Raw genomic sequence first — 12,979 nt, 5'->3', positions numbered from 1 at the left:
AAATAAAGCGCTAACTGCGTTATAATTTTTTCAAGTAGAACAACTACATGTCAAAATTTACGCCTTGTTATCACTGTATTTATCTGTCGCTATAAATGGTCAGTAACTTAACACGATTGGTATAAGAGCTGTTTTATTTAACAAACACTTATAGCAAGCGCTGTTTAAAAACGCGCTCTTACACCTATACTAAATGAGCGACCTGGAAGTGGTGCTTCGTCTTTTAAGTAAGATGAATGCACGCGCGCTTCTTGATCGGTTAGATTGTCGGCTTTTAAATACAATGTCATGTCAACGTTACCTAAATCAAGGTAATAGTTAGCAGCGGCTGATAGCATGGTATAGCCGTCGGTGGTGGTTTCGTTTGCGGCAATTTTATCTTGCTTACTGTTGCGAGTGACTTCTACTTCAGTGTGCCAATTACCGTATTCATAATGTATTGAAGAACCAACACGTAATGGTGGGATCCTTGGTACGTTACCGCCTTTATCTAGTTTAGCGCGGGTATAATCCGAAAACACATCCAGACGCCATTGTTCGTTTAAGTGCCAGTCAACTTGTGCTTCAAAACCATAGAGTTTAGCATCTCCTTGCGCAAAATTTACCACAGGTAAGCCATCAGTCTCTTCATCTGAAGCTGCACCTGTATCTTGTAATTGATCATAAGCTTGGGAAGTAATAAACTCACCATCACTTAGTACAAGGTTGCTAAAGTCTTCGTAAATATAATCGTTAATTTGGTTCTGGAATATACTGATGCTGGCATTCCAGCTATCAGCGTTATAGCGATATGTAGCGTCTAAGTTGTTTGATACTTCTTTATCCATACTCTGGGCAACTTGAGCCACAGAGTAAGTACCATCACTGTTATTAACAACATCAAAAGCACCGCCTACTTCATATGTGCCTGAGCCTATGTGTGGGCCGTAGGCATAAATTTCTGATGCCGAAGGAGCTCGTTGTGAATATGCATAATTAAATGCTAATGAGTGCTTGTCGTTAATGCTCCAAACTACTCCTGCAGAGCCTGAAACCGCCGTGTAATCTTCATCTGCAAATGAGATACTATTATCGTTTGATAGCTCATCAAAAAATTGGTTATTCACTTTATGGGTTAGTTGCTCCACGCGTGTACCAAGCTGCCACAATAAAGCACCTGTTTGTTTTTCTTCCATTAAAAATGCGGCTAAACTGTCGGTTTTTGTTGGTGGTGTGAAGGCTTCTTCGCCAATCGCTTCAAAATCACTTTTGTTATAATGTAAGCCCATTATACCGTGCCAACCATAAACCGCGCTGTGCTCTGCCCATAGTCTAGACTCGATACTTTCATTTTTAAAAGTAGTGCCTATTTCAGTCCCTTCAATTTCTGAGTGTTGGTAATCAGTATATGCATTTTGCCAATGCACCGATTTTATAAAACCGTCAAGATTATTCCAATCAACAACACCTTGATAGCGGTCTTGTTTTAACTTAATAAATACGCCATCTTCACCCGGTAAACCGTATTCTGAGTCCATTGAGCCATAGGCAAAAGCGACGCGTGTATCGTCAGTGATCCAGCCAGCTCCTAAGTTATAACCGTGTGCATCGATTGCTGAGTTTGAGAGTTTAGTACTGCCACCATGTTCATTAATATCAGCGGGAACAGGTATTTTATAGTCACCGGTATTACGGTTGTAAGCATCAATATGAACAGCAAAGTCGCCCGTTCCGGCATTTAAATCAGTAGATGTTGTTTTTGAATCTGCTACGTTATCGTACTGAGCAAATACTTCTCCAGTAATACCTTGTTGTCTTTCAATGGGGAGGCGGTTATCAACCACATTAACAACGCCGCCAATTGCACCACTACCATAAAGCAAAGTAGCAGGGCCGCGTAATACTTCAATTTGTGTGGCCGTAGAGGTTTCGGTTGATACTTGGTGATCGGGGCCAACGCGTGATGCATCAGATGCGCCTAATCCGTTTTGTACAACCTTGATTCGAGGTCCATCTAATCCTCGGATAATTGGGCTACTGGCAACGGGTCCAAAATAAGAGCTGTGTACACCTGGCACATTTTTTAAGGTTTCGCCAAGGGTTGCTGCTTGGTGCTGATCAAGCTCTTCGCCACTAAGAATTGATACTGGGGTGCTTGATTCAAGTACGGTACGTTTAAGCGGTGAAGCTGTAATAACAATTTTTTCTAAATCGCTTTCATCTTTTTGTATTTGTTTCTCTGCTGCCATTGCGTGTGTACTGATAGCAGTTAATACCGCCAAAACTAATGGTGAATACTTAATTTTCATTATTTAATCTCTAAAATTTGCACTAAAACTGGCTGCTTACCCAATGGCAAACAGTCTTTATAAAACGGTTTTTTAACAGTGAACTTTAAAGAGTATTCGGTGGGTCACGATTACCTGAAAACGCAACGATTGCGCTAAATTGAGGAGAGTGTAAGGCTAAAACAGCGCTGTAGCGGTTGCTTTCAGGTTCAAATATACTGGTGGTAGGAGATATTAAATCGTCAAAATCAAACGAACTTATGCAGAGTTGGCACTCTGTGCTGCTTTGTACTGCGTGAACAGTTGAGTGCCACTGTGAAAAAACACTGAACAGCAGTAAAAGCACCATTAAATATTTTAATAGCGTTTTATTGTGTCTGAGTGAGTGTAAATTCATGTGTTTCATCAAGTGATAGTATAACGTTGTTTTTTTTGCAATGTCGAGAGCTGAATAAGTAAAATAATCTGTTTAATTATAAGTTTTTACTTTGTTATTTATAATCAGTGGTTTATGTTTTATTTTGATAAATAAAACCTCTAGATCAGACATCAATCAGGGAATAGGCCTTGCTTAGTTAGTTTGCCATTTTTTTATCAGTTCAACGCTTTTACCCAAAAACGATAATTTATAGGCTGTCGTTATGAGTGACAACGTCACTAGCGATATAGACTGAGCAGCCATATTTGCTTGCTTTTAAAAGTAAGTTTGCATTTTAGGTAATTTCAAGGTGGAGGTTAGATATTTAAAAATCATACCAATCATACTAAATTAGTGAGCCATATGTTAGAAAAAAGCCGAATCGTTGTACGGTTCGGCCTCATAAACTTACCTTTTTTAATACTTAATTAGCTAATCAGAATAGCATTTTATTTTTTCTTTTCACTCGGGACCGGTTGGCCATATTTAGGCGAACGAGGACCATATAGTAGGCCGTTGTAAGCGTCTGATGAAAGTAAGCGCGTTGATGCGATAGCAGCAATTTCGAAACCTTTGTCTGTTACAGTTTCTGCTATTTGGTTAATTGCTGCCACTACCAGCATGCCTACAAGTCCACCGCCGCCATTATTTTGCTGCTCGGCTGAGGAAGCTCTTGCTTTACCTTGCCACAATTGTTCACCAGTGCGTAAATCGACTAAAGATGCGGAAACAGTTACAGCTGTTTCACTTGAAATTACAACGTAGCTGGTGCCGTATTCTTCAATAGTAATATAAAGCGCCGAGTCAGCACCAAAAATATCGTGTAACTTTTTAATAGGAACTTGATGCACGTCGCTTGCAACTGAAAGGCCATTCCCTTTAAAGGTTTGCTCAACGAGCGCAACAGGAAAAACATAAAAGCCGGATTCTGCAATAGGTGCAACCATTTGGGTCATTACACTGTAAGGCGCTATAACTTCAGGTGTATTATTGAGCGGTGGCAGGATAATAACTGAGTGTGGATCAGCTTGTTTAAACGCTGTGTAATCATGAGCCGGTGGTGACGAAACGCAACCCGCTAATAATGCAAACAGCGCAGTTGCTGTTATTGATTTAAAGTTCAACATGTTAAACGCCTTTCGCAGATTTTAGAAGGAAGTCTATATACTGAACCGACTCTGGGAAAAGTGACTTTTCAGTTTCAAAGTGGCTAGCACCTAAAGTAGGGTCACCTGTTTCAAAGTACAGCATGCCTAAATGAGCATGCAAGCCAGGTGCAACAATTTTACTTTTGTTTGCTGCATCTGCAATAACTTGCTCAAGCATTTTAATTTGCTGTTCAACTGTTACTTCATCTGCTTTTAGGTATGCGTATACGGCTGAGCTGTATTCGCCATAATAATAGATAGGCTCTTTAGTTGAGCTACAGCCTGTAAGCGCAGCACATACTAAGGCTAAAGTAATTAGCCTTTTCATTATTTACTGCCCCATAGGCCTGATTCAAGTCCTGTAACAAGCTTGTTTACGACTTCACGAATGGCTAAATCAAGCACTTTGCCATTTAAGGTTGCATCGTATGAAGCGGTACTACCAAAACCAATAACTTCACGCTCAGATAGGCTGTATTCACCAGCTCCCTGAACTGAGTAGATAACTTCTGATGTAGTAACATCGACAATGTTTAGTGTTACTTTAGCGTAAGCTATTTGTGATTTACCTTTGCCTAATAAACCAAACAACTGTCGATCGCCAATAGCTTTGCGACCAAACTCTGTCACATCACCTGTTACCACAAATTTAGCGCCGCTAATAACTTGTTTTGTACCAGTTAGTTTTGCTTCTTCAGCAAGTGCGGTCATATTATCGCGATCAAGTACACTAAAACGGTTTGTTTGTTGTAAGTGGCTCATTAATGCTGTTTTAGCTTGGCTACCTAAACGGTCTTGCCCAGATGAGAATATGCCATTTTGAAAACTTGAACGGTTAACAAATAGCCCAACTACCAACTTACTTTTAGTGCCACTGTAGTTAGTGTTATAGCTAGCAACTGTTTGGGTTTCAACAACTTTAGATGATGTTGTAGCGCAACCTGCTAAAGTTGATGCTGCAACCGCAGAAATTATTATTGTTTTTATGTGATTTTTGCTTATATGCATAAGGAATTATATCCGTTTAAAATAATTGCAGAAAGTGATTTGGATGCCAATGTTTAATATTTATATTTGTTAGTTAATTACCTATTATAACTACCAATACCATCCACTTTTATAAACAAAAAATTATGTAAAGGCAATGTTATTCTTTACCTTATAGGTACCAGTCAGTGGTAGTCTGATTTTTGTATGATCCAGCAGCAAGGAAAGTTTAAGGAGATGGGGTAGCACTTTTTCATCTTTGAAATAATTTCTGTTTTAATTTATTGAAGCAGTGATTGGTATTATTTCAATTAAAAGTAGGTGGTTGTTTCAACTGCTATCAGTTGTAGAGCTAATAGCAGTATGTTTTATTGTGTTTTAAAGGGCTAATAGGCTTTGCTCTAACATTGCTTGAATTTGTTTGACTATTTTAGCTTCTGTTTCTGGTTCAAACTGCGCTATACGTGGCGTATGGATATGCCCAGTCGGAATATCTGAATTGAGTTGATCGCGCAGGCGAATACTGCGGTACGAAATTTCGTTAGACAGGTAACCACCGCCGCCGCCTTTTACTGCAATCGCATCTTTTAGTTCAGCTAAAGTTTTAGGTTCAAAGGCTTTTTCGAGTGTAACAACTTTATGATTGTCATTTATCGGAAATGGCCCTTTGGCTTGCTGCATTTGCGTGGCGGGCAAACTGAATTGCACAAACTCACTCCCTGGGAGTGGACGGTCGTTTAAACTTGGAATCAGTGGCGCTTTTGCTGTGCCGCCATAGACAATATTTGCATTGTCGGGGGCGGTTACGCTGCGCCGCTTACCTGGAAAGCGTTCAAGGTCAAAGTCTTTACTACCCATGCTAACGGTAACTATCATATCCACGTTATTCAGAGCGTAATAAGGGGCGAGTAGTTCTTCAATAATACCTTGATCAAAGTCTTCATAGCGAACAGGCACCATCACAGTATTTATTTCGGCACTGATACCTTGATAAGTAATTACTTGGCCGTCGAGTAATAATGCGGCCACACCGGATGGATTACTTTGATTGATGTTTCTATCCAGTAAGAATGGATCAAAGCCTGTTAGTAAAATCTTTTTGGTGGTGTTTTTAGAGTAGGCTAGGTCGGTGCGACCGCGACTGCCATTTTCTAACATTGTTAACAATGTGCTTTGCTCGGCAGTTGTTAATGCAAATTCAGGTTTTGTTGTACGGATTATTTTACTTGAAAGTAGGCGAGCCCAGTAAAGTGCTCTGTCATCGTAGCTTTTAGTGACGGTAATGTGTTGTTTGGCGTTGAGCCAGAGTTGGCTTGAGTAATCATGTAGTAAGTCAGTTGCCTGTTTAAAGTTTTTTAGGCTTTTCCAGCTTTGTTCAAATTGCGCGATATCCTCAGAAAATATATCTAAAACTTGTGGCATAGCGGTTGTGGCTTGCTTAATACGCAGCTCTTCAACCGTTGGGTTAGCGCTAAAAACAGAACCCGAAGAGAAGATTAAGCTTGCGGCTAAAAGTCGTTTGATCATGGTTTTCCTATATAAGCAGTTTTAATAGTTTCAATGCAAAGGCTACTATCTGATGTAGAGCGAGTAAGCGCAAATAAATACGTTGAGTATTGGGTCGTAACTCCCACCTTTAACGTTTAATCAGCCCCTAGAGCCTATTTTCATAAACTGTTATCCTTCACTCATTAAGTTATAACTGAGTAAACAGTATGATTAATGATAACGATGTAATTGACACCCTCGCAGAGCTAGAAGCTTTTTTATTACTGATTGATAATGGTGGATTGGGCTTAAAAAATATAGCCGGTGTGGCACTGGCGACCAATAATACCAATGGTCGCCCGTTTGTAGCTGTACTTGATGATAACTATAACTTGTTGTTAGGCCGCTGGGTTACAGATGATGTGTTTGAAAACGGTAAAGAGCTTGTTCGTAGTGGGCCTAAAAAGCTACATTAATTTTGGAAAAGCGATTGAAGGCAGCTATTAACTTACTTAGCTTGGGGGGCCCAGCCGAAGTGAGCTTAATTTATACTACATTCATTTTTATAAAAATGCGGAGCATAAAGGCGGGGAGTTTAAAACGTATGCGGGCAATGACAAAGGTCATCTTATAGGCTACCTTTCTGAGTGTAAATTATCAGCTGCTCAATTAAAGCAGGTAAATTGAAGCTGTTACCTGCTTTTGTAATATCGAAAATGAATCGCTAGTCTTTTAGTTCAGCTGTTTCGTTTTGCGTTTGAAAGTCTTTAAACAGGTCACCCTGTGGATCATCGGTATCAAAGACTGCATTGTTTTCTTCATATTCATCATCAATTTCATCGACCACCAACATTTGCTCGTGGGCAGTCGTTTCTTCTATTCGAGGATCCATGGTCGCAGCCAGTGGCGAGTTGGTAACGTCTGATGTGCCTACAACGTAATCACTCGACTCTGGTTGTTCTACTTTTTGTTTCGAATTAATGTAAGTGAGTAATAAGTACATTATCACCGTTAATAATGCGATGGAGGCATAAAGGGCTTGGTGACCAAAATAGGTCATAACTTGTGCATTGGCAGTTGAACCAAGTGCTGCACCGGCTCCAAAAACAACTAATAACGCAGATGACACGCCAACGCGCTCTTCATCTTCAACGCGTGAATTAGCTAAGGCTGAGGATAATGGATATAAAGTAAAGGCGAACAAGCCAAACATAAAAGTGAGTGCAAAGGCGAGTGTTTGCGTAATAGGTAGCAAAAATAAAGCCAAGCTAACTACACCAATCGCAACCGCATTGGTGCGGATCAATACGCTACGACGTATTTTATCCGACAATATCCCCATTGGCCATTGCGCGATCAGACCTGCAAAAATAGTTGCAGACATAAAAATGGCAATTTCTGACGAATTAAACCCAGATGACTTGGCAAATGTTGGTGCAAGGCCGTAAAAGCTGCCATTTATAATACCCGCAAAGTGAACAGCTGTAAGTGATTGCGGTACTTTTTTAAAGTAGTCAAACAGACTGACTTGAATTGGTTTTAATGGCTTGGGGTGAATCCTACGAGTGATTGAAATAGGAATAATGCCAATTGCCAGCGCCATGCACACTAAAAATAGTGGTGCATAGCCAAGCTCTGGGAATTCGGCTAATGCAAATTGACCTAAAATCATACCCAGATAAGAGGTGATCATATAAAACGAAAACACTCGCCCGCGAGACTCTGGTGCAGCTTGTTCGTTGAGCCAGCTTTCGAGCACCATGTAGTTACACATCATACCAAGGCCTACAAATAGTCGCAGGGCTAACCATAAATAAATATTATCGCTAACGCCGTGTGCTGCAACGCACGCTAAAACAGCGGCGGTACTGGCTGCAAAGGTCCTAATATGGCCGACCGATTTAATAAGGTGATAACCAAGCTTTGAGCCAAGCAACAAACCCATGTAATAACATGAGGTCATTAACCCGATCCAAAAGGTCGAGATGCCATTTTTCCCTAAATAGAGGGCTAAATAGGTGGTGAGTAAACCGGTGCCAATAATTAAAAATAGATTAGCAAAATACAGCGAAGGAAATGATTTCATTTAAATGCAAATAGTTAGCCTAGACAAGTTGATACTAGAGTAACTAAATGTATTTTCCAAGTAGTAAATGGGTAGTTAAGCCTTTCTACTATTAACTATATTCGGATAAGTATTGAGTACTAAGCATTTATTACTTGGTTTTTTAGCGAATGTTACGGTGACGCTTGTAGTAAAATAGACACGTTATGGTTGAGTGTGCAATAAAGTCACTCATCAATCTAATGGATACGCTATTACTATGATTTGTATTAATTTATCGATACACAAGTAGTAAGTGTGAGGTGTTTATTGCTACACTGAATTACCTAATTTAGCGAAGTCTCAATGAAACGAATGAAAAAAATAGTTATCACTTTATTTATTATGTTGGCACTGAGTGCTTGCAGCAAGCCAATACCCGCAGATAAGTTTGCTTATATAGGTTATTGGCAAGGTCCTGGCATGTATCTAGAAATACTCCCAGATGGAACTTTTGACTATCAACGAGGTGGAACTTCTATTTCATCATCCGTTGATGAGTTTGATGGCGATAATTTCTTAGTTGATATGCTTATAATGAATACAACTTTTGAGGTTTCGCAACCACCATTTTTTAGCGATGGGCAGTGGTCAATGGTTGTTGATGGAGTAAGATTAACAAGGACGGATGACTAACTTACTCTGCGTTTATGTTAACTACTATAAAATAAACTAATTGGTATCGGTGATTCATAATGATAATAACAGCGTTTCATAGCTTAACAGCGTTCTGTGTACTGACTTTTTTTGTGTTTAGCCACTTAGCTATTGCTCAGCAAGTTGATGGCTTTCAGCATACATTGATTGATGGTAAGCCTTCACTTCGTGGTTCGGCGATATTTGATCAATCGTTGTGGGTCACAGGTACCAATAATAGTGTATGGGTGAGCCAAGATGGCGGTAAACATTGGCATGATCGCAGTGTTAAAAGCAGCATAAATAATGACTTTCGTGATATTGCGGTGTTTGATACGCAAACCGCGATTGTAATGAGTGTTGGCTCAGGTAAACAGTCTTCATTATATAAAACAACAGATGCAGGTAAAAGTTGGCAATTATTGTTACAGAATCAGGATCAGGCAGGTTTTTTTGATTCAATTGCATTTTGGGATCAAGACAATGGTTTATTAATGGGTGATCCTGTCGATGGTTATTATGTAGTTAAACGTACACAAGATGGCGGCAAAACATGGACACGAACCGATAAAGTAAATTTACCTAGCTTAATACCTTCAGAGTCCGCATTTGCCGCCAGTGGTAATACACTCATTGTAGGAAAAGATAATCAAGCGTGGTTAACAACGGGTGGAAAGTCGGCTTCTGTTTATCACTCAAATGATGGTGGACTATTTTGGCTAAGGAAAAGTGTTCCTTTGTATCGTAGCGCGGATACTGCTGGTGGTTATGGTCTGGCTTTGAATAGTGATGATGATTTATTTGTTGTTGGTGGTGATTACCTGCAACGTGACAAAAACTATCCAAATATGGCACGGTATGACGTTATAAAAAATCGTTGGAAACATGTTAAATCGGGTGACCGTGGACTAAGAAGTGCGATGGCATGTAACGCATTCGCTTGCATTGCAACGGGTAAAACAGGCAGTGACATTTCATACGATCAAGGAAATACGTGGCAACCACTTGCTAATCCAAAATATGATAATACCGGTTATTTTACATTAAGCGCCAGTAATGCTCGTTTTTTATTTGCAGGTTCTGAGGGCAAAGTAGCTGTTTTAATAATACCGACTGAATAATTAGTTTGATTAAAGAGTCACTAGTGCTTAAAGGCTTTATTTTTCAGAGGTTATCGGCTTTTATCGCTGATTTAGCCTACTTTAGCGCGTTGTTATGGCATCACACTTTTGGCTATAGTAAGTTTAGATTGAAAATTCATCAATAAAAACATAGTTAAACTAACTATGAAGGTACTTTATGAAAAATAATAAAATGACAAAATTTATAGGGTTATTTTGCTGTTTAATTTTTGCAAGCTTCATACAAGCAGAAGAAAATAAGCAGGAAGATAAAAGAGCTGAATATATTCGCTCTCATTATGCTAAATACGAGTACCAAATACCAATGCGCGATGGTACTAAATTATTTACAGCGGTTTATGTACCTTATGATAAATCAAGTAAATATCCAATCATGATGCAACGCACGCCGTATCGTGTTGCTCCCTATGGTGTAGATAAGTATAAAGCCAAGTTAGGGCCCAGTGAGATTTTTGAAGAAGAAGGGTTTATTTTTGTTTTTCAAGATGTTCGCGGTAAGTTTATGTCTGAGGGTAGCTATGTAAATATGCGTCCTCAAGATGCCGGAGACAAAGGTGGTAAAGCGGTTGATGATGCAACCGATACTTACGATACCATTGACTGGCTAGTTAAAAATATCCCAAACAACAATGGCAAAGTAGGCATGTGGGGTACCTCTTATCCTGGTTACTACACGTCGGTGGCTGCAATTAATAGTCACAAAGCATTAAAAGCGATTTCACCACAGGCTCCTATTGCTAACTGGTTTTATGATGACTTTCATCGCAACGGAGCTTTTTCAACACCAATGGCATTTATCTTTTTCGATACCTTTGATAAACAACGGGAAGGTCAGTTTGCTTATTGGCCTGAAGGAATGGATTCTACAACACCCGATGGCTATGAATTTTTCCGTAAATTAGGCCCGCTTTCAAACGTAAATAAAAAATATTTTAATGGCGAGCGTCCTTTTTGGAATGAATTAACTGAGCATCCTAATTATGATGAGTTTTGGCAAAAGCGTGATGTTTTGCAACATCTTGATAATGTAAAGCCAGCGACACTAATTGTCGGTGGGTGGTATGACACTGAAGACTTGTATGGGCCATTAGCGACCTATCAAAAAATGTCTAAGCACAATAAAAAAGATAATGTACATATCATTATGGGCCCTTGGTATCACGGTCAGTGGAATCGCGGAGAAGGCGACAAAATGGGCGAAGCTAATTTTGGCTTTGATACCAGTGAGTGGTTCCAAGAGCATATATTACTGCCATTTTTTAAGCATAATTTAAAAGGCACTAAAGAAGCGTCTTTAGCGAAAGCGACGATTTTTGAAACGGGTGCCAACAGATGGCGTGAGTTTGATACTTGGCCGCCAAAAGAAACGAGCGATGTGACGCTTTATCTTGGTAACAACGAGCAATTATTAACTTCAACAGATAAGCAAGGTGGTTCGAGCGATTATATTAGCGACCCTAATAAACCCGTGCCACACTCTGCACATACAAGTCGAGGTTGGGATCGACCTTATATGGCTGAAGATCAGCGTTTTACAGCTCGACGTACCGATGTATTAGTATTTAATAGTGATGTAGCTAAAGAAGATCAAACTATTGCAGGTGCTATAGATCTAAACTTGTATGTTTCTACCAGCCAAAGTGCAGCGGACTTTGTAGTAAAACTAGTTGATGTATTTCCTGGTATGGATGAATCCACTAACAAAGTTGATGAAGCCACAGGTAACCGCCACGAATTAGTTAGATGGGGCATTATTCGTGGTCGTTTTAGAGACAGCATGAGTGAGCCCAAACCATTTGAGGCAAATAAACCCACTTTAGTTAATTTTGAATTACTGGATGTTTTACATACCATTAAACGCGGGCACAAGTTACAGATTCAAGTTCAAAGTAGCATGTTTCCATTTATGGATATGAACCCACAAAAGTATGTTGATAATATCTTTAAAGCCAAGGCTGAAGATTTCGTAAAAGCGCAACATAAACTTTACCATAGTGAGCAATACCCAAGTTCGATTTCATTTAAAGTTATAGGGCACTAGTTAAATTGTAGCTACTGCTCTTGAATGAGAAACAAATAATAATTGCCAGCTGATAAATATGTTTATCAGCTGGTGGTTATTAACTGTAGTAGCACCTACCTGATCTTAAAGTTTTGACACACCGGTTTATATTTCATCTGATAGACAGTTGTGAGCTGTATGCAGATATTGGTATAAGTTAAATTTAGCCCCACCGCCATAAATATTTTAATTTTGCCCGATAACATTATTCACTGCTGTTTTGATGCAAAATAACAAGCCTTGATTTTAGCTATTTTAATTACTTGTTTACAAAGGTAATTATTAATAGAATTATCAGAGTATGTAATATAGGCCGTTTTGAGGTGTTATAAGCCACCAAAATGGTGTTCAATAAGACGTTAGGCGTAAAGGGAGTTTCAACAATGTTTGGTAAAAATTCAACGATTCGAAAGTATAAATACAAACTTCGTCCCGCATTAGCTAAAAGGTATGGCGGTTCAGCAACGTATGCCAAAGGTCAAGTTGATAAAACCATTGATGAAATGGGCTTTGATAAAAGGCATATTCATTATGCATATTTAATGTATTGTGATGTTGCAACTTTCAAAGCTAATACACCTGTTAATGAATCTAGCGAGTCAATGAACAATACAATTACTTCCGTAACTGGAGTTGGGCTTTTTGGTGCTCTATTTGGTTCTTCACATTATGGCGGAGGGGGTGATGGAGGTTTTTCTAGCAGCGACTCTGGTGGCGGTGACTGATT

11 protein-coding genes and 1 pseudogene are annotated in these 12,979 nt (G+C 39.4%); 6 read left to right on the top strand and 6 right to left on the bottom strand.

The window, feature by feature from the left end:
* Positions 1-164 precede the first annotated feature (164 nt).
* The 5 genes from H5158_RS12780 to H5158_RS12760 all read right to left on the bottom strand — a co-directional run bounded on the left by H5158_RS12780 (position 165) and on the right by H5158_RS12760 (position 6,347).
* Positions 165-2,288 carry a TonB-dependent receptor gene (locus H5158_RS12780; protein WP_182740144.1) on the bottom strand — a complete coding sequence of 708 codons (2,124 nt, stop codon included), beginning with the start codon at positions 2,286-2,288 and terminating at the stop codon, positions 165-167.
* 846 nt (positions 2,289-3,134) lie between these two features.
* On the bottom strand, positions 3,135-3,812 hold the full coding sequence (locus H5158_RS12775; protein WP_182719559.1) for a DUF799 domain-containing protein: 678 nt from the start codon (positions 3,810-3,812) through the stop codon (positions 3,135-3,137).
* A 1-nt stretch (position 3,813) separates the two neighbouring features.
* Positions 3,814-4,161, bottom strand: coding sequence for a DUF4810 domain-containing protein (locus H5158_RS12770; RefSeq protein WP_182719560.1), 348 nt, complete (start codon positions 4,159-4,161; stop codon positions 3,814-3,816).
* Positions 4,161-4,841 carry a CsgG/HfaB family protein gene (locus H5158_RS12765; protein ID WP_182740143.1) on the bottom strand — a complete coding sequence of 227 codons (681 nt, stop codon included), beginning with the start codon at positions 4,839-4,841 and terminating at the stop codon, positions 4,161-4,163. Before H5158_RS12765 ends, H5158_RS12770 begins: the two co-directional genes overlap by 1 nt.
* A 357-nt stretch (positions 4,842-5,198) precedes the next feature.
* Positions 5,199-6,347: a hypothetical protein gene (locus H5158_RS12760; RefSeq protein WP_182740142.1), complete on the bottom strand. Its 1,149-nt coding sequence runs from the start codon at positions 6,345-6,347 to the stop codon at positions 5,199-5,201.
* Positions 6,348-6,535: 188 nt separating this feature from the next.
* On the opposite strand from H5158_RS12760, the gene H5158_RS12755 reads away from it, so the two are divergent.
* Both H5158_RS12755 and H5158_RS12750 read left to right on the top strand, forming a co-directional pair.
* A complete protein-coding gene (locus tag H5158_RS12755) occupies positions 6,536-6,784 on the top strand; it encodes a hypothetical protein (RefSeq protein WP_182740141.1) in 249 nt (82 codons plus the stop codon).
* Positions 6,785-6,854: 70 nt separating this feature from the next.
* Positions 6,855-6,995, top strand: a pseudogene (locus H5158_RS12750) (delta-class carbonic anhydrase); the annotation flags it as partial.
* Positions 6,996-7,032: 37 nt separating this feature from the next.
* Here the strand turns inward: H5158_RS12750 and H5158_RS12745 are convergent.
* Positions 7,033-8,394, bottom strand: coding sequence for an MFS transporter (locus H5158_RS12745; RefSeq protein ID WP_182740140.1), 1,362 nt, complete (start codon positions 8,392-8,394; stop codon positions 7,033-7,035).
* A gap of 333 nt (positions 8,395-8,727) precedes the next feature.
* Between H5158_RS12745 and H5158_RS12740 the strand changes: the two genes are divergently transcribed.
* The 4 genes from H5158_RS12740 (at position 8,728) to H5158_RS12725 (ending at position 12,977) form a co-directional block, all read left to right on the top strand.
* Positions 8,728-9,048 (top strand): membrane lipoprotein lipid attachment site-containing protein, encoded by a 321-nt coding sequence (locus H5158_RS12740; protein ID WP_182719567.1) that lies wholly within the window; start codon positions 8,728-8,730, stop codon positions 9,046-9,048.
* 59 nt (positions 9,049-9,107) lie between these two features.
* On the top strand, positions 9,108-10,169 hold the full coding sequence (locus H5158_RS12735; RefSeq protein WP_182740139.1) for a YCF48-related protein: 1,062 nt from the start codon (positions 9,108-9,110) through the stop codon (positions 10,167-10,169).
* Positions 10,170-10,347: 178 nt separating this feature from the next.
* Entirely contained in the window at positions 10,348-12,231 is a 1,884-nt protein-coding gene (locus H5158_RS12730) for a CocE/NonD family hydrolase (RefSeq protein ID WP_259398791.1), read from the top strand.
* 404 nt (positions 12,232-12,635) lie between these two features.
* The gene (locus H5158_RS12725) at positions 12,636-12,977 is read left to right on the top strand and encodes a DUF6559 family protein (RefSeq protein ID WP_182719565.1); all 342 of its coding nucleotides are present in this window, start codon (positions 12,636-12,638) and stop codon (positions 12,975-12,977) included.
* Positions 12,978-12,979: the final 2 nt, after the last annotated feature.

Source organism: Pseudoalteromonas sp. SR45-6 (assembly GCF_014163545.1).
Classification (GTDB): domain Bacteria; phylum Pseudomonadota; class Gammaproteobacteria; order Enterobacterales; family Alteromonadaceae; genus Pseudoalteromonas; species Pseudoalteromonas rhizosphaerae.
The sequence above is the reverse complement of the archived record's forward strand: the minus strand, read 5'-3'. Positions and strand labels throughout refer to the sequence as shown.